Genomic DNA, 25,348 nt, shown 5'->3' on the forward strand with positions numbered 1-25,348 from the left:
TGCCTCCATCTTATTTAATCGGTTGTTTATTTGGTAATCCAGGTTTTCTGGGATATTTTTTAGGGGTTTCTTTTTTCTTTTGAATCACGACAATGTGACGTTCGTCTGCCGTAATCGGCAAAGTAAAACCAACTTCTTTTTGAAATTGACCGCCTAATGTAGCGATTGCAGGTTTTGCTTCATTAATTTCTTCTTCACTTTTCGATGCTTTTAAGGCTAAAAAATAGCCTTCTTTTTTAACTAAGGGTAAACACAGTTCACTTAAAACATTTAATCGTGCAACTGCTCGCGCTGTAACGTAATCAAACGCGCCACGAAATTCTGCTTTTTGACCAAATGTTTCTGCACGATCATGATACAAAGAAACATTAGCCAAACCTAGTTGATTCACCAACTCTGTTAGGAAAGTAATTCGTTTATTTAAAGAGTCAACAATTGTGACATTTAATGAAGGAAAAACAATTTTCAAAGGAATACTTGGAAATCCTGCGCCTGCGCCAACATCACAAATGGCTTTGTCACTGGCAAAGTCTTCAAAGAATGCCAACGAAACAGAATCATAGAAATGTTTCAAATAAACTTCTTTTTCTTCTGTAATGGCTGTTAAATTCATTTTTTCATTCCATTCTACTAGTAAATGGAAATATTGGTCAAATTGTGTCATCTGTTGGTCTGTCAATTCAATGCCTTTTGCGGCTAATAGTTGTCTAAATTCTTCGGGTAGCATAAAGACTCCTTCCTTTTTTGTGAAACAGAAAAATGTTTCACAATCATCTTTTCCTACTTTAACGCAAATAGCAATTTCTTGCAATGCTTTTCGGAAGATTTTTACCTGAATGATAAAAGAAAAACCCGCCTTTTTATGTAGTAAAAAGTCTCTAGCCACGGGCCAAAATGTTCAATTGGCGGCAACGAAAACCGCCTTTCTCTAAGAGTAAAACAAGCCAATGTTTCATGTGAAACATTGGCTTGTTTTACTTACTATAATCATCGCACTTTATTTGTCGTTCTCTGCGGTAGTCGTATTCTTGGATACGGGGACTTAACCAACCTTTTTTGGCTGTTTTTCGTAATTGATGATCAAATCTCCCTGGTGGTGAACTATCTAGTAATTCATGGGTACGATTATTCCGATTTGCATAATTAAACGATTCACCATTCAAGACTTTTTCCTGGTATTCATTGTTTTTGGCCGCTTGATAATAAGCTGGATTACTAATTAATCTGCCTCGCCAGTCTTCAACTAACACATCCCACTGGGTTACAAAGGTCCCTTCTTCATTCAAAATAAACTCACTGTGAAAATTAGGCGTCAATCGTTTCTTATTAATCAAAGAATAAGATGCCCCCTCAGGGTATTTGTTGTGTAAACGAGCAGAGCTTTTTTTCAGTTTCCGCCCGCCCATTCCTTGCGGCTTGGCCGCAAAAACATAGCGTTTTAATGCCTGTTCATCGGTGTCCCCTTCTTGTTTAAAAAAATCGCGGATATACGTGATATTTTGACGATCAATATACATTCTTAATTGATGTATCTTTTTCGCTTTCTCTTGATTAAAGCTCCCAAGAAGACCTAACGGATAGGCTTTTTGAACTGTTTTTGCCAACAAATGCCAAAACGTCGCATGCGGTGCAACCGTCTTCGAGAAACGATAAGGTCCTACTAATTGCAACATGCCATGCTGATCCAACACTGCACCTAATTGCCATAACAGTAACGAGAGCTTTTCTTGCGGACGATAAGCCGAAAAGCGAAATAATCGCTCATACGCTGAAGAGCCCACTTCTTCCACTTCAGAAAACAGTTCCGTGACTGCTGTTTTCGCTTGCTCAAGTGGCAAGAAACGCGTGTCTTTTATGGCGCTTTCCACTAATCCATAAACAGCTTGGCGGTCCCAGCCAGCGTCAATCGCCGCCTCTACACCAGCACTCATTGCTTGTTGTAATTCTTGCCAACGTCCCATCTTCTCGCCGCCTTTTTCTATATACTTCTTCTATAATGATAATCCTTTCCCCGCAAAATGCCAACTGCTTTAACGCAAAAAAACAACCCGCCCTTTGGGGAAGGGCGGGCGGAGGAGTTAAAAAATGAAAAAGTGTTTTGTTAGGGTTTTGTTTATCGGGTATGTTTAAATAATAGCCGTTAAATGTGAAGAAACTATGGTAAAAATGCGCCTTCTTTTCAACAAAATTTTGAAAAAGTCTCTTCAGAAATTAAGATTTTTTTGCGAAGTTGTATACTTTCTACCTCCATTCGATATATTATATATTTAATATCCATAAAATCACAAAAGAAATATACATAATAATGAATATTTATTCAACGGTTGATAATCCAACAAAAAAGAGCATGGGACAAAAATCACTTTGGATTTTTGCTCCACGCTCAAAAACTGATAAACGGCGGGAACAGAAGCAACTCCTTCGGAAATAAGCCGAAATTCTCCAAAAATTATAGAACAATTTTCGGAAATTCCTTCTTATTTCTCGGAGTTAAACACTTCTATCCCGACCTCTTTCAACTAAATTAAATGATTTTCTCTTAAAATATCACCAATATACGTATCCTCAAATTTCTTCACAAAGTGTTCAACCATTTTGCGTTCCACGAACGGCATATCCATTTCTGTTAATTTTTTCTTGTCAGATAAATAATAAACAGAGTTTGCTAAGACGCGCAAGTCGTATGCAGAAGCAAACACTTCTGGTACTCCGCGTTCAACCTCTAGCAATTGATAAACAGCTTCCATCGCTGTCCGTACAGAATACTCTGTTGTAAACACCGTATCTCGTTCAGTATCTGCGAAGTTCCCAATGAAAGCAAGATTTTTAGAGCCGTTTGGTACAACTAATGGGCGATCGCCTGGTTCTCTTAACATAAAGTAAGAAGTGATAAACGGCATATAAACCGGAATAGTGGTAGCCGATTCTTCTGAAATACGTTCAATTTCCCCTTCTGGGACCCCTAAATGATAAAGTAACTCTTGCGTAATTTCTTGGCCTGTACATTGTTCGATTGGTTTTTTGATATAATTTCCTGGTTTATTAGAAAGTAATCCATATACCCAAGTTATAGATTGTTGATCATTTTGTTCTTTAAAATGCGGTTGTCTATGCATAGCGAAACTCATCATCCAATTAGAGTCTTTGATAGTAATAATACCACCTGTGACAATTTTTCCTGTGCGTAATTTACGATGTGTTAACCGAGAAAGATACGGTTCAATATCGAAATTTTCCCACGTAATCGTTGCTGAGACAAACCAACTTTCATCTGGTAAATTTTCACAGAAAACTTCTGGGTGCCCAAATTCTGGGGATTGTTTTGCTAAGTTTTTCCAGAGATTCCAACTTCCCCCTAGTTCATGAGTAATTGGTGCTGGTGTATGATGATCTCCTTGCGTCGAACTTTCAGTAATTGAGCCATTCGTTACGAAGACTAAATCATTTTCAGTTAAAGGAATTTCTTTGGTTTTGCCCGCTTGTGTCAACAATAATCGCCGAGCAACTTTAGTAGCTCCTTTGATGTCGACTTGGATATCATTGATTGTTGTTTCATATTGAAAGTCTACCCCTTGATTGGTTAAAAAGCTTAGTAATGGTTTCACTAACGATTCGTATTGATTGTATTTGGTAAACTTCAAGGCTGTAAAGTCAGGCAAACCTTTGATGTGGTGGATAAAGCGCATGATGTAACGGCGCATTTCAATGGCAGAGTGCCATTTTTCAAAAGCAAACATTGAACACCAATAGATCCAAAAGTTGGATTCAAAAAATTCTTCGCCGAAAACATCTTCAATTTTTTTGCCAATTAATTGATCTTCAGAAGTCATAAATAAATCAACGATTTCTTTTTGTGCTTTTTTGGATAAAGTAAATTGTCCATCGTCCGGGACACGTTCGCCACGGTTATGAATAATGCGGCAATTTGAAGAATTTGGATCATCTAAATCTAAACGGTAAAACTCATCTAGGACAGAGGCATCTTCTACTTCTAATGATGGTACCGAACGAAATAGATCCCACAAACACTCGAAATGGTTTTCCATTTCGCGTCCGCCGCGAGTGACAAAGCCATCATGGGGAATAAATTTACCATCTAAAGAACCGCCAGACAGCGTGAGTTCTTCAAAAATGTGAATATTTTCGCCCTTCATTTGACCGTCACGAATTAAGAAAACAGCCGTTGCTAAACCTGCTAGGCCACCACCAACGATGTAGGCACTCTTGTCATCTACACCTTTTGGTTTTCTTGGTCGAGCAAATGCTTCATAATTTCCATTTGTGTATCTCATTCTCGTTTCCTCCTATCATTTGATACCCTCATCATACTGCTACCAAAAAAAATACCCAAAAGATAACCCTTTTTTTTAAGAAATTCTTTGACAAATAAAGGAAATTGTCTAATTTTTAAGCAAGTGAATAATCGTAGATGTTTCATGTGAAACAAAAAAAGAACGAGAAGAAAAATGGCCGCTTTTTCTTCTCGTTCTTTTTATGCTAATTCGTTTACCGTTTCTACTCCAAAAACAGCAACCCAATCTTCCTGAAAATCAGTTACTGCTTTTTGAATGGCGGGCATTGCCAAGCCTTGTGTCACGAGTTCTGGTGCGATAGTGACCGCTTGCGCCCCCATTTGACAGGCTTGATTAATTTGTGCCACGTTTTTAAAACTAGCAGCTAAGATCTTACTCTTTGCGTTCGTCCGTTTAATTTCTGCAGCTAAATGCTCAATAACCTTTTGAGAATCAATTGTTAAATTCTCCATCCTATTATAATACGGCGCTAAATAATCTGCACCTGCCGCAATCGCTAGGTAGCCTTGAAATTCTGTATAAATAGCGGTTGCTGTTATCCGATAATTTGCCTGCTTTAGTTGTTTGATGGCTGCCAAGCCTGCTTCATTGACTGGGATTTTAATGAATGTTTCTTGGCCTAATTGTTGTACAATGGTTTGGGCATCTTCTAGCATCTCTTCTGTCGTTTGACCGACCACTTGGACGTGCAAACTCGCTTGTCCAATCGTTTTTTTGATTTCTTTCATCTGCGCAAAGAAGTCAATTTTTCCTGCTTGTTTAACAATACTGGGATTAGACGTTACGCCTGCCAGTGGTAAAATTTTCTGATACTTTCGAATAGCCTCAAGATTAATTGTATCTAGCATAAATTCCATCTTTTACGTTCCTCCCTTAAACGATAATTATAGAATAGTGATTGTTGTACCAACAGTTATTTCAGGAATAGCTTTTTCTTCAACATATAATGTACCTGGTAATTCAGGTGTTGTTGCGCCATCAAATTTAATAGTAATGTGACCCAATGTGTCTAAATTAGTTAATACTACCTCGCCTACAGCGGTAATCTGGTAAGTTTGTTCATCAATCACTAACGTTTGCTTGTCCGTAATCGCTTCTGTGACTGGCTGAACCTCAATGTTATAACAATAATCTGCTAAAGCATCTGGTGCATCTTTTCCAAATAAGATGACCATTTTTTCTTCTTTAAATAATTCGGCTTCTGGCCCAATAGACTGAACCTTTGTTGTAAATACTGACATTTCCCATCCTCCAAAAAAAATTTTTTAACTATACAATCCAAAACTTGCTAACCAAGCAACTAGTACTCGAGGGGCACCATTTAAGAAACGAGAATATAAAACAGAAGGGACCCCGACTTCAACGGTTTCAGCTTCAGCTTCTTCCAAGCCTAAGCCCACGGGAATAAAGTCGCACGCGTTTTGTGTATTAATAGCAAACAATGCTGGTAAGGCTAGTTGTGGCGGAATGTTGCCTTTCCCAATTTCCACACCAATTAACGTACCAATTACTTGGCTGATTACTGCTCCAGGACCTAATAAAGGAGAAAGAAATGGCAGAGAACAAATAAAACCAATAATTGTTAACCCCACAATGTTTCCTGCCAATGGCGCCATGATATTGGCAAAAAATTCACCAATTCCTGAACCTTGGATTACACCAATTAATAAAGAAACAAATGCCATAAACGGAATCACTGTGTTGATCATCGTTTGTACGCCTTCACGGGCTGATTGGTTGAATGTCGCTACAACTTTTCCTGCACCCATACCAATTTTCGCAACAAAACTTTGTTGTTCCGCTTTTTGTTCAGTAATTTTTTTACTTGTATCATATTTAAATTCTGTTTTTTTCGAGGTGGGCTTTTCTGTATCAGCAGCAGCTTCTTCTGATGTCAATGTAATCTGTTTCGGGCCTACAGCGGAAACATAAATTGTCTCATTAATGTATTGTGCTAAGGGACCACTTTTGCCAGTTGGAACAACGTTAATAGTAGGAATTCCTTTTTTAGGATAAATTCCGCAACGAAGAGTGCCTCCACAATCAATAATGGCTAATGCGATTTCATCATCTGGAATCGATGTCTTAAAACCATTGACCGCTTCCATTCCTGTCAATTCTACGATTTTATCAACGATTGCGGGTTTCTCGCCGCCACCTGTAATGTAAATAAATTTATGTTTTTCTTCTGTCGGTGTAATCACTAAGGGCCCACCATAACCGCCATTTCCTTTAACTACCTTAATACTATTGTACGTCATCTCACCTTGCTCCTTTCTAATCCACAGCAATCTCTACTGTTTTACTAAGGGTAATTCCTTGTTGTTTGCAAACATAGGCGGTAGTGAAATCGGTAACCCAACCGCCAATAAAATTCATTAATATCCCTACAAACATATAGCGAATCGCTAGGTCCATCGAATTTAGTCCTAACGTATCAATCCCTTGCGCAATCCCTAACCAAACGAACAATTCACCAGGATTAATATGAGGAAAAACTCCATTACTGGTATGACAAAATTGCGCTTGTGCAGCATAATAGCTAGGTTTATAGTATTCTGGTAAAAATCGAGCCATCGTAAAGGACATTGGATTGCCTAACATAAAAGCGGATAAAAAAGGCAGCACTAAATATCGCGTAACAGGATTTTTGGCAGAAAGTTTGGCTACCTTGGTTACTCTTTCTTCTCCTAGAAAAGCAATTAAAGTATTCATAGCTACCATTAACATCAAAACAACAGGTACGATGCCTGTCATCCAAGAAATAAATGTTTCTGCTCCTGTTTGGAAAAGGTGCATAAATCCTTCCGCAAATTTTGTAATATAAGACATTACTCGACACTTCCTTTCAATTTTGTTTGTACTTTATTTTTCCATAATTGCCATTGAATTTTGGCTCCATTAAGCGGCGTTAATGGTTGTGTTTCTTGATAATTGCCAAGCTCAACACGTAAGTAAATTTCTCGTGCATTTTCCATCGCTTGTTGGGTTAATTTATTTTCCTTTTGTACGAGTGGATGGTAATGATCCATATAATGAATATCCTCGTTCACGTACTGAGGTAAGGGATGAAATTTAGCTAGAACGGTGACACCTTGCATCTTTCTAGCGGCTAAGATTTTCCCTTGTGAATCCACAGCAAACAAGATAATCGTGCCTGCTTTTAACTTCCCTGCACGTCGACCAATCGCGACTTTTCCTAATTGTCGCAATTCTTGGTAGTTTTGATTAAAGTGTTTAATCTGTTTCATTCCCATAGCTATCTGAACGAAGTAAGCTGTTAAAAAAAGCTCCCCGAATACGTAGATAAAACTCATATGATAATCCCCTTCCTTTGCATCCACTCTTTAACCGCTAAAACATCTCGTTGCTTCCGTAATTCATTACGTAAACGTTCGTCTCCTGCGATTGTAAACAAGCGGTCATATAGTTGTAGTAACTCTGCTTCAACAGTGGCCGTCAGCTCTTCTGGAATACCCAACAGCAAAATAACATCAACTTTACCTTCTGGTGTAACCAGTGATTCTTCAAAAACCCCAATCGATAAAATAATCGTTGGTAAGGCTTGATTAATTGTATGGGGAAAGGCAATCCCCGATTCAAAAATAGTTGTTTGTTGATCTTCTCTAGTAAAAATTCGTTCGATAAATTGGGGATCTACTAATTTTTCTGCTTCTAAATCAGCAATCATTTTCTGGATATTCGCTCGGTAACCTTGAGTATTCTCTAATAATTGATAGGTCATATGAATATTTTGAGATTCCACGGAACGAATTTCTTTTGCTCTCTGCCACTCATTTCTGAGCCAAGTATCGTTAAATAAATTAGTTAAATGGATCATCGGTGTTTGTGGTCGAATATTTTTTAAGGGAATGGTTGTAAAAATAGCAAAATATTGATTCAATTCTCTTCTCTCTGCCTCTTCTTCAGAAAAATGGGCAATCTGGACGTCTGGACCCAAAACTTTTTCCAATTGCCGCTGAATGATCAAGGCCGTTCCATGACCTGTACTGCAGATTACAGCGATTTCTTTTTTGGCTCCCGCTTCATAGTTCCCTCTCAATGCTAGTTCAAAATACAAAGCGAGATACCCAAATTCAACCGTCGGCACACAACGATTCAACAAACGGCCCAATTCTTGCAAGCCAATTTTGGCTAATTCATAGGCCAAAGGATATTGTCGTTCAATTTCTCCATAAAATAAATCGTGACATTCCACATGAAAAACGAGTCGATTCATCACGTTTCTTAAATGATCTTTCATTTCTGAAAACAAGAAGTCCTCATCAAATTCAACAACAACTGAATGATGAATTTTTTTCATCATTTTTTGAAAATAGTCAGCTAAGAGTCCTTCATCAGCCAATAAAGAATTACGAATATGGTTTGTGTTGATGTTAAAAGGAAAGCTGATAAAGGAACGTTCCCATTGGCTTAACGTTACATTATAGGTTATTTCCAAGTGATACATCAGTTCTTCAATCTGCTCGTTATGACGAACATAATCAACATATTCTGGTGGTAGTTCCGTAATGAGTTTTCCAGCTAAAACACGCTGCAAAACAATTGAAACCACTCTTCGTAAAAGAAAACTATCTTGTTTTGCTAGTCTTGTTTCTTTGATTATTTTTTGTATCATTTGTTTGGTAGTTTCATGAAGAAACTGTTCTTCAAAATATTCTTGGACGTAATTCACATGAAGTAAGCGTAAATCAAACTCTTTTCCTTCTAAATGAATGCCACGGTTTGGCGTGCCTACAACCGCAACCTGCCAAGGAGCAATCAGCTCTTTCATGCGCTTAATGTCTTTATTAACTGTGCCGCGACTAACGGCGAGTTCTTCGGATAAATCATAAGTTGAAATAAATTGATCTTCTTCTATTAATCGTTTGATAATGTAGGAAACACGCTTGCTTGAAGAATTAAAATCAGATTCCCTTTTTAGCCGTCCAGACAAAACCTCTTCAAAACCTTCAAAGTTATTGATTTCTAACTGAAAGAGATTTTCCTTCTGAATAATTTGGGCGATACCGATTAATTCATCATTCAATGTATCAATGTTTTTACGAACTGTTTGAGGACTTGCGGCTAATTTCTCTTGCAATTCCTGTAAGCTCATTCCTTTGTGATCAACTAGTAATTTTATTACTTGGTACCATCTATTTACTAGCGTCATTTAGTTTTCCCACCTCTATCCTCTTGTTTTACCTCCAGCTACGTTTGTGGTGATGCCTGTAATATAGCTTGAACGGTCTGATAAATAATAGCATACTAAGTCAGCGACTTCATGGAGTTTTCCGCTACGACCTAATGGAATCGTACTTGTTTTTGAATAACCTGCTCGCAATTGCTCCACAGAAATGTTTCGTGTATAAGCCAATGCTTCTTCGTATGCTAAAGTGCGCAAGCCCGTTTCTTCCATAATGCCTGGCGCAATCCCCACGACACGGACGTTTGATTTTCCTAACTCTTTAGCCCATGAACGTGTATAACTGCTGACCGCTGCTTTCGTTGCAGCGTAGGCGCTTTGCCCTTCGGAGCCTTCTAATCCAGCTTCTGAAGACATATTAATAATGACACCTGCTTGTTTTTGTACAAGAATCCGGCCCACTGCTTGGCTCATTAGGTAGAGCCCTTTTTGATTGATGGCTACAATTTTGTCGAATACCTCATCCGATAATTCATAAGGCCCATGAGGATGATTTTTATCCACCAATAGACGAGGAATATTGATTCCGGCATTATTTACTAGGCCATCTACGGTTCCAAATTTTTCCACCACTTGAGCGACACCAGCTTCTACTTCTGCTCGAGAAGTTACATCGACTTTCACAAAGAGTAAATGCTCATGTTGCGTTTCTGATGCTGAAATATCAAAATTAGCAACATAGACCTCTTGTGCTAACAAGCTTTCAACAATGCTGCGACCAATACCAGATGAGCCTCCTGTAACAATCACTACTTTTCCTTTAATTCCTAACCAATCTGTCATTTGTTCCACTCCTATCATTTGTTTGCGCTTTCAGTATAGGTCAGTTTGTGAAATTATTTAAGACAGTCTTTTTTTGCAGTTTAGAAAAAAAAGTAGACTAATTCAAAACAAAAAAGCAGTTGCTTCTTCACAATCAATCATCCGTGAAGAAGCAACTGCTTCAAATTTTTATTATCCTTGCACTTTCGCGATTTTTCCTTGTTCGATGTAGACCATCAAAATGCTAATGTCAGCGGGGTTCACACCGCTGATACGGCTTGCTTGGGCAATCGTTTCTGGTTGGATTTTTTGTAGTTTTTGTTTTGCTTCTGTCGCCAAGCCGTTAATCGCTTGGTAATCGATGTTTTCTGGAATGCGTTTTGCTTCCATGCGTTTTAGTTTCTCAACTTTTTCCATGGCTTTTTTAATGTAGCCTTCGTACTTGATTTGAATTTCTACTTGTTCAATTACTTTTGGATCGAGCGCCTCTTCAGGTGCGGGAATAAATTGAGCGACTTCTTGATAACTGATTTCTGGGCGTTTCAGAAAATCTCTAGCTAAAATACCATCTTTTAAGCCAGCAGCGCCTTTGGTTTCCAAAAATGCTTGCACTTCTTTGGTTGGTTTAATCCGATGTTTGCCTAAGCGGGCAATTTCCGCTTCAACAGCCGCTTTTTTGACTAGATAGGCGGCATATTGTTCTTCTTTGACTAAGCCAATTTCATGACCCATTTCTGTTAAACGTAAGTCCGCATTGTCATGTCGTAAAATCAAACGATACTCCGCACGTGACGTTAATAAGCGATAAGGTTCGTTAGTGCCTTTTGTAACTAAATCGTCAATCATGACGCCAATATAGCCATCACTACGTTTTAAAACAAGAGGCTCTTTGCCTTGAATTTTCAATGCAGCATTAATTCCTGCCATCAAGCCTTGACCAGCAGCTTCTTCGTAGCCACTAGTTCCGTTCGTTTGACCTGCTGTATAAAGATTCTCAATGACCTTTGTTTCTAATGTTGGGCGTAATTGGTGAGGGACTACCACATCGTATTCAATGGCGTAACCTGTACGCATCATTTCTACTTTTTCTAATCCTTCAATAGAATGAAGCATTTCTGTTTGGACATCTTCTGGTAAAGAAGTAGATAAGCCTTGGACGTAAACTTCTTCGGTATTCAACCCTTCTGGTTCCAAGAACAATTGGTGTCTTGGTTTGTCTGCAAAACGAACAATTTTGTCCTCGATGGATGGGCAATACCGAGCGCCCACACCTTCCACAATCCCAGTAAACATTGGGGCGCGGTGTAGATTTTTTTGAATAATTTCATGCGTTGTTTCATTCGTATAAGTTAACCAACAAGGTTCTTGGTTTTGATTGTAGGCACTATCTGGCGTGCTGTAACTAAAGTGGTTGGGTTCTTTATCGCCTGGTTGTTCCTCTGTCACAGAATAATCAATCGTACTTGATTTTACTCGTGGCGGCGTTCCTGTTTTAAAGCGATCGATTTCTAAACCTAATTCTTTTAAATGATTGGCTAAACCAACGGAAGGTTGCGAATTGTTTGGTCCTGATGAATATTTTAATTCACCAATAATAATTTCGCCACGCAAGGCAGTACCGGCAGTAATCACCACTGCTTGACTACGGTATGCGGCACCTGTTGAAGTTACAACACCACAACAAACGCCATCTTCCACGATTAATTCTTCAACAATCCCTTGACGAAGGGTTAAATTTTCTTCTTTTTCAATGGTATGTTTCATTTCTGTCGCATAGGCATGTTTGTCAGCTTGCGCGCGCAACGCACGCACTGCTGGACCTTTACCAGTATTTAGCATCCGCATTTGGATGTAGGTTTTATCAATGTTTTTACCCATTTCGCCGCCTAATGCATCGATTTCTCGGACAACGACTCCTTTGGCAGGTCCACCAACAGAAGGGTTACATGGCATAAAAGCAACCATATCTAAATTAATTGTTAAAAGTAACGTTTTAACGCCCATTCGTGCGGCTGCTAAGGCTGCTTCAGAGCCAGCATGTCCAGCACCGACGACAATAACATCATATGATTCTGCTTGATATTGATTCATAAAAAATTCCTCTCTTGTCTTATTTTCCTAAACAAAATTGACTAAATAACTGTGTAATTAATTCATCTTGGACACTATCGCCGACGATTTCCCCTAAATAATCCCAACAACGGGTCATATCAATTTGAACTAAATCGACTGGCATACCTGCTTCGATGCCGTTAATCACTTCTTGTAACGAAAGCGCTGCTTGATCCAGCAAAGCAATATGACGTGTATTAGAAATATAGGTAGCATCTTTTTCGCCTGTTTGGCCGCCAAAGAAAAGATCAGCAATTTTCGCTTCTAACTGGTCTAAGCCTGTGTTTGACAACACCGAAACGGATAAAATTTCTTCTGCAGGGACTAATTCTTGTAATTCGTTAGGATCTAGTTTTGTCGGTAAGTCCATTTTATTTAAAAGAATAACGCGTTTTAAGCCTTTCGTTGCTTCCAACAGTTGACGATCTTCCTCTGTCAATTCTTCGCTTTGATTTAAGACTAACAAAATTAAATCCGAATCTGCTAACGCTTTGCGGCTGCGTTCGACACCAATTCGTTCCACAATGTCTTCTGTTTCGCGAATCCCCGCTGTATCAATTAATTTTAAAGGAACGCCGCGAACGTTAACGTATTCTTCAATGACATCACGTGTCGTTCCAGCAATATCTGTAACGATGGCTTTTTCTTCTCGTAACAGATGGTTTAACAAACTGGATTTCCCGACATTTGGTCGGCCAATAATTGCTGTACTTAGGCCTTCTCGCAAAATTTTTCCTTGTTTAGCGGTCGTTAATAATTGTTGAATCTGCGCTTTCACAAATTCGGCTTTTTCTAAAAGTAATTTCGTGGTTAATTCTTCGACATCATCATACTCTGGATAATCAATATTAACTTCTACTTGCGCTAAAGTATTTAAAATTTCTTGTCTTAATGAACGAATTAACGCCGACAAGTTACCATCTAATTGGTTCAATGCAACATTCATCGCCTTATCTGTTTTAGCACGGATTAAGTCCATCACTGCTTCTGCTTGTGAAAGATCCATTCGGCCATTTAGAAAAGCACGTTTTGTAAATTCCCCAGGTTCGGCCATTCGTGCGCCTTCACGTAACAGTAATTGCAATAATTGGTTCACCACGACAATGCCGCCATGACAGTTAATTTCTACCACGTCTTCTCGTGTAAATGTTTTCGGTGCCCGCATCACAGAAAGCATGACTTCATCAATCAATTGATCGTTTTGCGGATCAACAATATGACCATAATGAATCGTGTGCGTGGGGACTTTAGCTAAATCTTTAGTGCCTGACCGATAAACTTTGTTTGCAATAGCAACTGCTTGCTCGCCACTTAAACGAACAATACTAATCGCACCTTCACCTGGCGGCGTAGAAATCGCCGCAATTGTATCAAATTCCATTGTAGCTGATTGCATAATTAGCTTCCTTTCTTCATAACAACAAAAAAAGCGCCCACTCCTCCTGCATTAAAAAATTCAGGTTGGATTTAGCACTTTCACTGCTTGTTCCTTCGATTTTCTGAAAATAGAATAGCACATTTTATTCTATTTGGCAATTTTTCTTCATTAAATGGAACGAGAAAACGTATCATTGAGTGGGGAATTCTCAACAATACGTTTTCTCATCTATAGGAATTAAAGGAGAGAGCTAGTTTTTACGTTTGCGTTTGATGATTCCCATGCTCGCAAGGAGTGCGACAAAGGCGCCAAACAAACTTGTTGTCACGGCTGAAGACTCTTTTTCACCTGTGCTAGGTAAGAAGCCTGTTTTCCCGTGATTTCCAGTGCCATAACTGATGGTGCTTAGTTTAGGGTGGTAGCCACTACCATTTGTACCGAGGCCATTGCCTAGTGAACCTAAGCCAGAACCTGTTGTGCCTAAACCAGAACCTCCATTTGGATTTGAACCTGTGTTTGAACCATTCCCATTATTCCCGCCAGTTGCGCCATTGTTTCCTGTATTGCCGCCTGTATTGCCGTTATTTCCGCCAGTGTTACCATTGCCTCCTCCAGGATTCGTTGGGTCGGCTGGTGTCATGAAGGTTGTAGCCGTACTGTAATGTCCTGCGCCATCGGTAGCTGTCGCAAGTAAACTTTGTTGAGCAGTCGCTTGTCCCGCTGTTAATTGGATAGCGAAGTTGCCTTCAGCATCGGTGGCACCTACAGCAATCACACTTCTTAATAGTCGGTTACTAATTTGAATGATTCGGTTTGGTTCAGCTGTTCCTTTGATGAGGTAGCCGGCTTTAGACGTTCCTAAAACTGAAGAAACAGTTGGTGCCGCAATTTTAATTTCTGGTTCTCCCGTAATATCGGCTGGCGTCATAAATGTGGTTTTAGGACTCACATTTCCTTGTGTATCTGTGGTTAGTGCGGTTAATGTTTCTTTTTCTGTTGCTAACCCTGCTGCAATATGAACGGAGAAGGTACCTCCAGTAGTTGTATTGCCACTTGCCAATAATTGTTCACTGCTATTGTAAAATTGAACCGTGACATTTGGATCAGCAGTTCCAGTGACTGTATAGCCATTGGCTTTGTTTCCTTCAACCTTCGTAATAGTTGGCGCCGCTAAAACGACATCCGCTGGAATAACGGCTGTAGCTGGTTGACTTTCATTACCAGCGCCATCTTTGCTAATAATCGTAATCGTTTCTCCTGGTGTCACTACGCCAGCTGGTAGAGTCACCGTATATTGGCCGGTTTCGTTAACAGTTGTAGCAGCAATGATGGTTCCGTCTGCGTCACGGACATCAATAGTGGTTTTGGGCTCCGCCGTTCCAGTGATTTCGTAACCTTTACCAGAATTTCCGGTAATAGAATCAATGGTTGGTGTGGCTAAGTCGGCTGGTGTAGTTGCTGTAGCCGGCTGACTTTCTTTTCCTGTTGCATTTTTCGCTACAACAGTTATTGTTTCGTTAGCTGAGGCCTTCCCTGGCTCTAAAGTCACTGTGTATTTGCCATCAGTTCCAGTAGTTGCCATGCCAAGGACTGTGCCATCGGCATCACGCACCTCAACTGTTGTACCAACTTCTGCTGCTCCTACTACTTGATAGCCTTTTGTCGTGCTACCAGTGATTTTGTCAACAGTAGGTGTCGCGACTGGTGCATCTGGATCAGCAGGTGTTTTGAAAGCAGTCGGATTACTTTCTTTCCCAGCAGCATCTTTCGCAATGGCAGTTAAGGCTTCGTTAGCTGTTGCTGTGCCCGTCGGAAGAGTGATTGTAAAGGCGCCAGCACCATCAGTCGTTCCCGTAGCAATAACTAAACCTGCTTCATTGTGAATCTCAATGGTGACATTTGGCTCTGCCGTGCCGGTTACTTGATACCCAGTGGCAGTTGTTCCTGTAACAGTCGTCACAGTTGGTGCTGCTACGGTTGCATCTTCAGGGACCGTCACTTCCGTTGGTTGACTTTCATTGCCGTCACCGTCTTTTCCAACAACTGTTAATGTATCACCAGGATTAGCGGCTCCCGCTGGAAGGTCCACAGTAAAGTTTCCTTGATCATCCGTTGTCGTTGTACCAATAATTGTTCCATCTGGGTTCCGTACTTCAATGGTGGTATTAGGGTCCGCCGTCCCAGTGATTTCATAACCAGTTGTTGAATCTCCAGTAATGTCACCAATTGTTGGTGTGGTAACATCAGCGGGTGTCATAGCTGTAGTTGGTTGACTCTCAAGTCCAGTATCATTTTTAGCAACTACATTCACTGTTTGTTTAGCTGTTGCTTTTCCTGAAGCTAACGTCACAGTATATTGGCCAGTCGGTCCAGTTGTTGCGGTGCCTAAAACTGTTCCGTCTGTTGCACGAACTTCAATGGTGGTGCCAAGTTCAGCGGTACCTGTCACTTGATATCCTTGTGTTGTATTCCCAGTAACTTTGTCGACACTTGGCGGTGCCACTACTTCATCTGCTGGTGTTTGGAAGGTTGTCGGTGTACTTGTATTGCCAGCAGGATCTTTGGCTAACGCTGTCAATGTTTCATTCGCATTTGCCGTCCCAGCTGGAAGGTTCACAGCAAAGGAACCAGTCCCATCGGCAGTCCCTGTTGCAATCACGTTCCCATCTGCATCACGAATTTCAATGGTAGCATTCGGATCAGCGGTGCCTGTCACCTGATAACCAGCAACTGAATTACCTGTTACTCCTGTTACAGTTGGTGCTGTAACCGTGGCATCAGCAGGAACAAGGACTTCAGTCGGTTGACTTTCATTTCCTGCGTTATCCTTTCCAATCACTGTTAACGTATCCCCAGGATTGGTCGTTCCCGTTGGTAGCGTTACAGTAAAATCACCATTCGCATCAGAGGTACCTGTACCAATGACTGCCCCAGCTGGATCACGAACTTCGATTGTTGTGTTAGGGTCTGCTGTTCCTGTAATTTCATAACCCGAACCAGAGTTGCCTGTGATGTTATCAACTGTTGGTGCAGTGACATCAGCTGGTGTTGTCGCCGTTGCTGGTTGACTTTCCGTGCCACTAGCGTTTTTCGCTACAACGCTCAGCGTTTGATTTGCTGTTGCTTTTCCTGGATCTAAAGTCACTGTATATTTTCCGTCAGTTCCAGTTGTTGCAGTACCAAGGACCGTGCCAGCTGCATCGCGAACCTCAATGGTGGTGCCAACTTCAGCAGTCCCTTTGACCTCATAGCCTTTTGTTGTACTACCTGTTACAGTCTCAACAATTGGCGTCGCTACGGGTGTATTAGGATCCGCTGGTGTTTGGAACGTTGTTGGCGTACTTTCTGTGCCGCTGGCGTTTTTCGCTACGGCGGTTAACGTTTCATTGGCACCTGCTTCACCTGCGGGAATGGTAACTGTAAACGCTCCTGTCCCATCAGCGGTACCTGTACCTATTACGGTGCCTCCTGCATTTCGGATCTCAACCGTGGCATTGGCGTCGGCGGTGCCTTTGATCTCGTAACCTGCTGTTGAATTGCCTGTTACTCCTGTGATTGTTGGTGCGGTTACGGTTGCTTCATCCGCTGGTGTTTGGAACGTTGTTGGCGTGCTTTCTGTGCCGCTGGCGTTTTTCGCTACGGCGGTTAACGTTTCATTAGCACCTGCTTCACCTGCGGGAATGGTAACTGTAAATGCCCCTGTCCCATCGGCGGTACCTGTACCTATTACGGTGCCTCCTGCATTTCGGATCTCAACCGTGGTATTGGCATCAGCGGTGCCTTTGACCTCGTAACCTGCCGTTGAATTACCTGTCACTCCTGTGATTGTTGGTGCGGTTACGGTTGCTTCATCCGCTGGTGTTTGGAACGTTGTTGGCGTACTTTCTGTGCCGCTGGCGTTTTTCGCTACGGCGGTTAACGTTTCATTAGCACCTGCTTCACCTGCGGGAATGGTAACTGTAAATGCCCCTGTCCCATCAGCAGTACCTGTACCTATCACGGCACCTCCTGCATTTCGGATTTCAACCGTGGCATTGGCATCGGCAGTTCCTTTAACTTCGTAACCTGCCGTTGAATTGCCTGTTACTCCTGTTACGGTAGGTGCGGTTACTTCACTAGTAGTACCTGCAGCAAAATAAATGTTGGATACACCGTCTGCTGTTGCTAATAAATTAACGTCTAAAAGATCTGTTTGAACGACTGTTCCTACAAAACGAGCATCTAAATTATTGGATAAATTTTGAGGTGTTGAAACGGTAGTTGGTAAAGTAACCGTAGTTGCGCCTAGTAAAGAAGCATCCACTAACTCATTCACACCTGAACCACCAACCGCTAATAAAGGCAAAGCACCTGAAACAGCCACGTTTACCGTGCCTTTGACAGGAAGCAAGGCTGCATTTATGGCTGTGGCGACAAGATTACTTGGGATACTGGTTCCTTTTGCCTCCAAAGCTTGAACTGCCGCATTCAAATCTTGTAAGATGTTTGAAACATTTTGGGCTAAAACTAACCCTAAACCATCACTAATTGGTGCGCTAATGTATGAGCCGTCAGCTGCTAACGTTTCCGGAGCTGTAAATGAAGCAGCACCTAAGTTTTCAATGTTATTCACTAATTCCAATTGACGATTCACTTCCGTCAAATCAATATCAACACCAGTTAAATTCCCTAACGCTCCACTGGTAATTTGAGTAATCACATTGGTTAAATCATTGGCTGCATTCAAAACGGCAGTCAAAAAAGTAACTTTTGAAAGATCAATCGTAACGTTGGTATTGATTGCTGCGCTGCCTGCTGCAGCTACATTTCCTCTTAACTCAGGAGGAACCACTAACACCGCTTGTTTTTGTCCACTAAACACAGCGGAAGCATCTGCTAAAGCGCCACCAGAAACCGTGAAATTAACTGGTTGATTTTGGTTTGCGGCTGTCCAACGATTACTCGTTGAAGTGCCACTGTCATTATTTGACGTAACATTTGATAATAGTTCGATATCCAAGACCGCTGCTGATGCACTGATTGTGCCAGAGGTAACAGCTATACTTACAGGGATTGCTAATGACGTAAATAATAAACCACTTGATATTGCTAAATTAAGCATCTTGCGTTTTGTCCATTTTTTATGCTGACTTTTCCGATTAAAATCCTCAACAATTTTCTTTTTCATCTGATCGTCCCTCTTTTCTTTAAAATAAACGATAAATACCAAGATCATTAGCTTCCCCTAGTTGTTCATCTCCCCCTTTAGCGATTTAAATGGATTTAACACCTGCAGTTTAGTACATTTCCTCAGCTTTTCAAAATATAATGCTGTGAATTTTTATATAAAAATTCATTTGATAACAAACATCCTAGATATGTTAAAAAACTCACTAATTCATTAGTGAGTTATTATACAATGAGAGGAAAATGAGGAAGTTTATACATTTCTCCTCAATCATTAAAGATAAATAAATTATTTTATTATAACTTATCGTTTGATAAATCGATAATTAAATAACGGAAATTTTTTTTATTTTTTTGAGAAATTCCACTATTATTTTTTCTGCTTCTTTGACTGTTTTTATCAATTTTATGGCTGTAAGTCATAAAAACTTTACATCAAAAAAATGACTCTAATCTATAACAATTTTTTCTGTTTTTAAGATTTTTTTATGAATTTTTTTATATTAAAAAAATTTCATAAAAAAAGGCGACAGCCGTTTTTGAACGAATGCCGCCTTTTAGATAAACAAAAACCTGATTCTAAAAGAATCAGGTTTAGGAAAAGCAAATCAAGATTCGCTTCAACTGTTTATCATCGTATTTGTATACTCTGATAAGAATGATTTCGTAATAAAATATACTGTGTTTCGTGGTATTTGTCAATCGCTTTCTTGAATTCTCTTGAGACCTTTCCATAAGCATATAAGGTCAAAATAACTGACCAAATCAGCGTTGTAACTATCTTTTTAATTAAGGGGTCAGCCAATTTAATTTCATTAGTTTATCTAAAAACACCACCAAAATTAAAGCATCTGCACTGCCACCAATACTCCAATTTTTTTCTTTGAATAAGTGATTCAATCTTTCTAAACAAAGGGTTCCCCGTAACGTTTGTGTCCCCCCTGAAGCAAAATATTCCTGGATTAACGGTTGATATATTTCAAAAATTTGGACATTTTGACTTCGTTTAATCAAATTCGTATCCTCAACATAGAGCGATAAATAAAGGAGCGTATCAATGAGTTTTTGTTGTTGTGTGCCTTGATGTTTTTGATAATAAGGCACTCCCTGTTCAAAGACAGCGGGATAACCTTGTTGCGCCTCACCACGGATTCCAGTCAAGCCATGCTGAACAAATAGTCGTTCACCCCAAGTTAGTTTTTCTAGCTCATTCGTAGCGAGGTTTTCAAAGTCGGCCAGTAAGTCTTGCGTCATTGTTTGAAGCGTTTGTTGAAACAATTGTAAGGTGCAAGGGGTCTCCCAAATCATTAGACGACCACAGACAGCTAAAAAAATACCTAGAGAAAAAATCGCTCCTTTATGTGTATTGATACCTTCTGTTGCCTCAAACATCGCTCGTTCTGCTTCTAAACCAACTTGTCGAATTGCGCGAAATGTTGCCTCAATCGGCAAATGACGTAGCTCTGTCCCAGCTTGAACGAAGGTTTCAAAATAAGGAGTCAAAACCACACTACTTTCTAAAAAAGTGAAAACATCCATATCTTGATGGGCGCCTGCATCGACTGGATCCACCAAGCCTGGTTTATTTAAACAGGTCACTTCATAGAGTAGTGCCAATTGTGCTTGCTGCGCTAATTTACTCCTTGCTTGCTTTGTCATTGCCTTTTACGTCCCTTCTTCTGCCGTGGTCTTTTCTTGTTTTATATAGTCTAGTACAGCATTAAAAACCGTGTCAACTACGCCGCCATCAAATACATTAGGTATGAATTTTTCTACTGTGGGTTCTGAAATCATAGCGGCCAAGCTTCGTGCTACTGTCATTTGCAAACCGACATCGACTTTTCTGCCTCTCGCTGCCAATAACCCTTTAAAAAGACCTGGAAAAGCTAAAATGTTGTTCACTTGATTCGGATATTTGGAAGAACCAGTTGCTAATAAACGGACGCCATTGGCTTGGGCGAGGGCTGGTTCAATTTCTGGTTTAGGATTTGCTAAAGCAAAGATAATTGGGTCTTGGTTCATTGATTTAATCAGGGCTGGCGTTAGCACATCCGCTTCTGATAAGCCTAAAAAAACATCCTGATTGACGACAGCGGTGGCTAAATCTTTGTTTTCTACTGATGGTTTTATTACCTGTCGAAGCAAAGCACGTTGGTAAGGATTCAATGTCGGGTCTTCTTCTCTTAAAACACCTTGGCGATCTACTAAGGTGAGATGCGTAATCCCCGCTTGAATACATAACTTAGCGGTCGCTACACCAGAAGCACCAACTCCGTTAATCACCACACGTAATTCATTTAAAGGTTTTCCTTTAATTTTGGCTGCGTTGATTAGCCCAGCTAAAACGACAATGGCTGTGCCTTCTTGGTCATCATGATACACAGGAATGTTCAAACGTTGTTGAAGTTTTTCTTCAATTTCAAAACATTTTGGTGCAGAAATATCTTCTAAATGGATTCCTGCAAAACTATTTTGTAAATTTTCAATTGTTTGAACCATCTCGTCCACTGATTTTTGTTCCAGTGCTAAAGGAATAGCATCGACCCCCGCCAAATTTTTATAAAGTAAAGCTTTGCCTTCAACAATTGGCAAGCCCGCTTGCGTGCCCATATTGCCGAGACCCAGAACAGCTGATCCATCTGTAATAACCGCAATTAACTTACCACTAATGGTCCACTCGCGCGCTAATTCATGATTTTGGGCAATCATTAAACTCAATTCTGCGACACCAGGTGTATACATTTTGGCTAAATCATGATGGTTTAATACCGCTTCTGTTGCTTCAAGACTTAGCACACCAATATTTTTTTGATGAATTGCTAGAACTTCTTCTAACACATTGTCACTTCCTTTCACGGGCTGCCTTTTTTCTATTTGATGAAGCAAGGGTTTGAACAACCGTTATCGTCGCTCAAACCCTTGCTTCTTTATACATTTGCGGAGCACTTGCCCGTTCTATTCTGGCAAGTCAAGTTTGACTGTCACTTTCTGTAACGGTACATCGTAAAAAGGATCTTCGCGACGTCCTAAAAAGTCTTTTCCTTGTTGTGGGAACATCGCATATAATAGGACATCCTCTTCAGATTTTGCATATTGTTGGATTTCATTTTCTAAACTATGCAACTCTGGTTTCAATAAATCCGCTGGTCGACAAGTGATTACCTCTTCATCCCCAATGATTTTTTGCTTAATCTCTTCTGCGATAGGTGCTGGTGATTTGCCGTATTCTCCGCGCACATAATCTTTGATTTCATTCGGTATTAAGGAATATCTTTCCCCAGAAATCACATTCATTAAGGCTTGTGTTCCAACCATTTGTGAAAGCGGCGTAACTAGTGGTGGGTACCCTAAATCCGCTCTTACTTTAGGTACTTCAGCTAAAACTTCTTCATATTTGTCTTGTAAACCTTGCTCCGTTAATTGACTTAATAAGTTTGATAACATACCACCAGGTACTTGATAAATCAAGGTTTTCGGTTCCGTATCTTTAACTTTAGGGTTTAAAATGCCTTCACTTCTAAAGCGATCACGAATCGGATTGAAATAGTCAGCAATCTCTGTTACTTTTTCCATATTTAAACCTGTTTCAAAGCCTAAATCTTCTAACGCAATGGCTACAGATTCTGTGGCTGGTTGACTCGTACCGCCAGCGAAAGAAGAGATAGCTGTATCGATGATATCCGCACCTGCTTCAGCAACTTTTAAATAGGTCATCTCAGAAATACCACTAGTCGCATGCGTATGCACCTCTAAAGGTAAATCAATGGCATCTTTCATTTTGCTCACTAATTCAAAACCAGTTTGTGGCGTCAAAACGCCTGCCATGTCCTTAATACAAATGGAATCCGCTCCTGTTTGACTTAATTCTTTGGCTAATTTTACAAAGTAATCGATGGTATGAATTTCACTCGTGGTATAAGAAATCGCTGCTTGACAGTGTCCGCCAGCTTCTTTTGTTGTTTGAATTGCTGTTTGTAAATTACGGACATCATTCAAGGCATCGAAAATACGAATAATATCAATCCCATTTTCAACTGATTTTTCGACAAAGGCCCGCACCACATCATCAGCGTAATGACGATATCCTAGTAAATTTTGTCCTCGTAATAACATTTGAAGTTTGGTATTTTTAACTTCTTTGCGAATTTGGCGAAGACGTTCCCAAGGATCCTCGTTTAAATAGCGGACACAGGAATCAAACGTTGCCCCGCCCCACATTTCTAATGCATGAAATCCTGCCTCGTCCATTGTTTTAATAATCGGCAGCATATCTGAGGTTGGCATCCGTGTTGCAATTAAACTTTGTTGTCCATCCCGTAGCACCGTTTCTGTAAAACGAATTTTTTTACTCACTTGGCTGCTCCTTTCGTGTCAAAATTATTTCTGTTATTTTTTCTTGCATTGCTTCAAGACTGTGACGTCGATTTCGTCCACAGACTTTCGCCTCTTCTTGGCACATAAAACAGCGCCGTGGTGGCAAGCCTAAATCTCCTCGATGAAGGCTTTTTAGTTCTTTATTTCCCCATAAAACATCTAGGTCCACTAAACGACCATAAGGATGTGTTTCTTCAATTTTGACCATTCTTTGTTTTAATTCTTGTGGGGCTAACGAAACCGCCAAATAATATTCAGGCCCTGTTTTTTCATTCCGGTAAAAATTAACAATCGGTACTTGATCCAGCAATTGTTGCTCGACTTCGTCAATTACTTCTAAAAAAACAGCCGTTAAGGTGGGCGAATTTTTTACTTCTCCAGGAATATTCATTGTGGCAGATAAGAGACTAGCTTCTGGTGCTGTTTCTAACAACTCCTTCTGTGTGGCAGCTCTTTGTTCGCGAGCATCCAACATCTCTAAAAGTGTTACTTTTTCCCCATTAAACATTGCGTACCACATCAATTAGACTACCATCTCGGTATTCAATTAACGCAACGACTTTGTCTCCATATTTAATTGGTTCCGGGGTGCCAACAATGTTGTAGGCTTTGTCTTTCAACTCTTCTAACGTAAACTGAGGAACATCTAAGGTTTTAAAACAATCAATTAAGTCTGTTCTTTTTGGATTGATTGCAATGCCGACTTCTGTTACTACGACATCGACACTCGTACCTGGTGTAACGACTGTATTTACTTGCTCAACGATTGTTGGAATCCGTCCACGCACAAGTGGTGCAATCACTAGACTCATTTTACAAGCCATACTTGTATCGGAATGTCCGCCAGAAGCACCACGGATGACACCATCTGAACCAGTAATGACATTTACATTAAAATCTGTGTCCACTTCTAAAGCAGATAAAATAGCTGTATCTAATTGATTAATAACCGCCCCTTTGCTAAGCGGTGAAGCATACATATTGGCATCAATTTCATAATGATTGGCATTTTCTCCTAAAGAAATAGCTGATGGATGATCAAAGTCTTGGACGTCAATAATTTTTTCTACTAAACCTTCTTCCAAAAGTTCCACCATTGCATTCGTAATTCCGCCTAAAGCGAAACTTGCTTTAATGCCATCTTTAAGCATTTGTTCTCTCATGAACCGCGTAACTGCTAGTGAAGAGCCACCTGTTCCTGTTTGGAATGAGAAGCCTTCTTTGTAGTAAGGAGAATGTGTAATTATTTTTGCGGCATATTCAGCAATCAATAATTCTTTAGGATTCTTTGTAAAACGTGTCGCGCCTTTGGCAATTCCATCTGGATCACCAATTGCATCAATTTCTACCACATAATCAACATCTGTTTGTGGAATACTAATAGGGGTATTAGGATATGGTACTAATGTGTCAGTAATGATGACCACTTGATCCGCATATTTTGCATCGACCATCGCATATCCAAGAGAACCACAGGTAGCTTTTCCTTTGGTTCCATTCGCATTTCCATAAGCGTCTGAACTTGGTGCACCTAAGAAAGCTACATCAATATGGATATCGCCTGCTGCTACTGCCCGTGCCCGGCCACCATGTGAACGAATCACCACAGGATTTTCCATTATACCTGCTGAAATAGCGGCGCCTACTTTATCTCTCAAACCTGAAGAAGTAATGTTGGTGACTACTCCATTTTTAATGTGTTCGATCAAAGGTTCATGAACATTTGCAATTGAACTAGGTGCAATCGAAATGTTTTTCAGCCCCATGGCGGCAATCTCGGCTAAAACTAAATTCATCACATAGTCTCCTTCACGGAAATGGTGATGGAAAGAGATGGTCATGCCATCTTTCAACCCTGTTTTTTCAATTGCTTCACGAATACTTCCTAAAAGTTTTGTCTCCCGAGGTTTCACTGGTTTAATTGCTCGGCTCGCTTCTTGATAAGCATCAATGTGTGCTAATTCTCCTTCATAAATGCCATATTGCTCTGCATAAGATTGAGGAATGTCTTTGCCTACTTTATTTACTACCATG

General features: G+C 40.2%; 18 protein-coding genes. All 18 read right to left on the bottom strand.

Annotation, left to right across the window (positions count from 1 at the left end; translation table 11 throughout):
* Positions 1-10 precede the first annotated feature (10 nt).
* Positions 11-727, bottom strand: coding sequence for a 16S rRNA (guanine(527)-N(7))-methyltransferase RsmG (rsmG, locus tag IGK27_RS13125; protein WP_002355977.1), 717 nt, complete (start codon positions 725-727; stop codon positions 11-13).
* Positions 728-974: 247 nt separating this feature from the next.
* Positions 975-1,961 carry a DUF3114 domain-containing protein gene (locus IGK27_RS13130; RefSeq protein WP_010819115.1) on the bottom strand — a complete coding sequence of 329 codons (987 nt, stop codon included), beginning with the start codon at positions 1,959-1,961 and terminating at the stop codon, positions 975-977.
* A gap of 558 nt (positions 1,962-2,519) precedes the next feature.
* A complete protein-coding gene (locus IGK27_RS13135) occupies positions 2,520-4,292 on the bottom strand; it encodes an oleate hydratase (protein ID WP_002361446.1) in 1,773 nt (590 codons plus the stop codon).
* A 200-nt stretch (positions 4,293-4,492) separates the two neighbouring features.
* Complete coding sequence (locus IGK27_RS13140; RefSeq protein WP_002355980.1) at positions 4,493-5,170, bottom strand: fructose-6-phosphate aldolase; 678 nt, start codon at positions 5,168-5,170, stop codon at positions 4,493-4,495.
* Between the two features lie 27 nt (positions 5,171-5,197).
* Complete coding sequence (locus tag IGK27_RS13145) at positions 5,198-5,554, bottom strand: PTS glucitol/sorbitol transporter subunit IIA (protein WP_002355981.1); 357 nt, start codon at positions 5,552-5,554, stop codon at positions 5,198-5,200.
* 24 nt (positions 5,555-5,578) lie between these two features.
* Positions 5,579-6,574, bottom strand: a complete 996-nt coding sequence (gene srlE, locus IGK27_RS13150; RefSeq protein WP_002355982.1) for a PTS glucitol/sorbitol transporter subunit IIB — start codon at positions 6,572-6,574, stop codon at positions 5,579-5,581.
* Between the two features lie 16 nt (positions 6,575-6,590).
* The gene (gene srlA / locus IGK27_RS13155) at positions 6,591-7,145 is read right to left on the bottom strand and encodes a PTS glucitol/sorbitol transporter subunit IIC (RefSeq protein WP_002355983.1); all 555 of its coding nucleotides are present in this window, start codon (positions 7,143-7,145) and stop codon (positions 6,591-6,593) included.
* The gene (locus IGK27_RS13160; protein WP_033626642.1) at positions 7,145-7,630 is read right to left on the bottom strand and encodes a transcriptional regulator GutM; all 486 of its coding nucleotides are present in this window, start codon (positions 7,628-7,630) and stop codon (positions 7,145-7,147) included. Before IGK27_RS13160 ends, srlA begins: the two co-directional genes overlap by 1 nt.
* Positions 7,627-9,489: a BglG family transcription antiterminator gene (locus IGK27_RS13165; RefSeq protein ID WP_002367533.1), complete on the bottom strand. Its 1,863-nt coding sequence runs from the start codon at positions 9,487-9,489 to the stop codon at positions 7,627-7,629. Before IGK27_RS13165 ends, IGK27_RS13160 begins: the two co-directional genes overlap by 4 nt.
* Positions 9,490-9,504: 15 nt before the next feature.
* On the bottom strand, positions 9,505-10,305 hold the full coding sequence (locus tag IGK27_RS13170; protein ID WP_002355987.1) for an SDR family oxidoreductase: 801 nt from the start codon (positions 10,303-10,305) through the stop codon (positions 9,505-9,507).
* A 171-nt stretch (positions 10,306-10,476) separates the two neighbouring features.
* Positions 10,477-12,375, bottom strand: a complete 1,899-nt coding sequence (mnmG, locus tag IGK27_RS13175) for a tRNA uridine-5-carboxymethylaminomethyl(34) synthesis enzyme MnmG (protein WP_002359195.1) — start codon at positions 12,373-12,375, stop codon at positions 10,477-10,479.
* Positions 12,376-12,394: 19 nt separating this feature from the next.
* Entirely contained in the window at positions 12,395-13,792 is a 1,398-nt protein-coding gene (mnmE, locus tag IGK27_RS13180; RefSeq protein WP_002355989.1) for a tRNA uridine-5-carboxymethylaminomethyl(34) synthesis GTPase MnmE, read from the bottom strand.
* Positions 13,793-14,024: 232 nt separating this feature from the next.
* Complete coding sequence (locus IGK27_RS13185; RefSeq protein ID WP_075320393.1) at positions 14,025-18,989, bottom strand: Ig-like domain-containing protein; 4,965 nt, start codon at positions 18,987-18,989, stop codon at positions 14,025-14,027.
* 740 nt (positions 18,990-19,729) lie between these two features.
* Positions 19,730-20,599 carry a triphosphoribosyl-dephospho-CoA synthase CitG gene (gene citG, locus IGK27_RS13190; RefSeq protein WP_033593112.1) on the bottom strand — a complete coding sequence of 290 codons (870 nt, stop codon included), beginning with the start codon at positions 20,597-20,599 and terminating at the stop codon, positions 19,730-19,732.
* Between the two features lie 6 nt (positions 20,600-20,605).
* Entirely contained in the window at positions 20,606-21,778 is a 1,173-nt protein-coding gene (locus IGK27_RS13195; protein WP_033626615.1) for an NAD(P)-dependent malic enzyme, read from the bottom strand.
* Between the two features lie 117 nt (positions 21,779-21,895).
* A complete protein-coding gene (locus IGK27_RS13200; protein WP_002359205.1) occupies positions 21,896-23,293 on the bottom strand; it encodes an oxaloacetate decarboxylase subunit alpha in 1,398 nt (465 codons plus the stop codon).
* Positions 23,286-23,822 (bottom strand): citrate lyase holo-[acyl-carrier protein] synthase, encoded by a 537-nt coding sequence (citX, locus tag IGK27_RS13205; RefSeq protein WP_002403986.1) that lies wholly within the window; start codon positions 23,820-23,822, stop codon positions 23,286-23,288. Before citX ends, IGK27_RS13200 begins: the two co-directional genes overlap by 8 nt.
* Positions 23,815-25,347 carry a citrate lyase subunit alpha gene (gene citF / locus IGK27_RS13210; RefSeq protein WP_002355996.1) on the bottom strand — a complete coding sequence of 511 codons (1,533 nt, stop codon included), beginning with the start codon at positions 25,345-25,347 and terminating at the stop codon, positions 23,815-23,817. Before citF ends, citX begins: the two co-directional genes overlap by 8 nt.
* Between the last annotated feature and the right edge of the window lies 1 nt (position 25,348).

Origin of the sequence: Enterococcus sp. DIV0236 (assembly GCF_050558525.1) — a bacterium.
GTDB lineage: Bacteria > Bacillota > Bacilli > Lactobacillales > Enterococcaceae > Enterococcus > Enterococcus faecalis.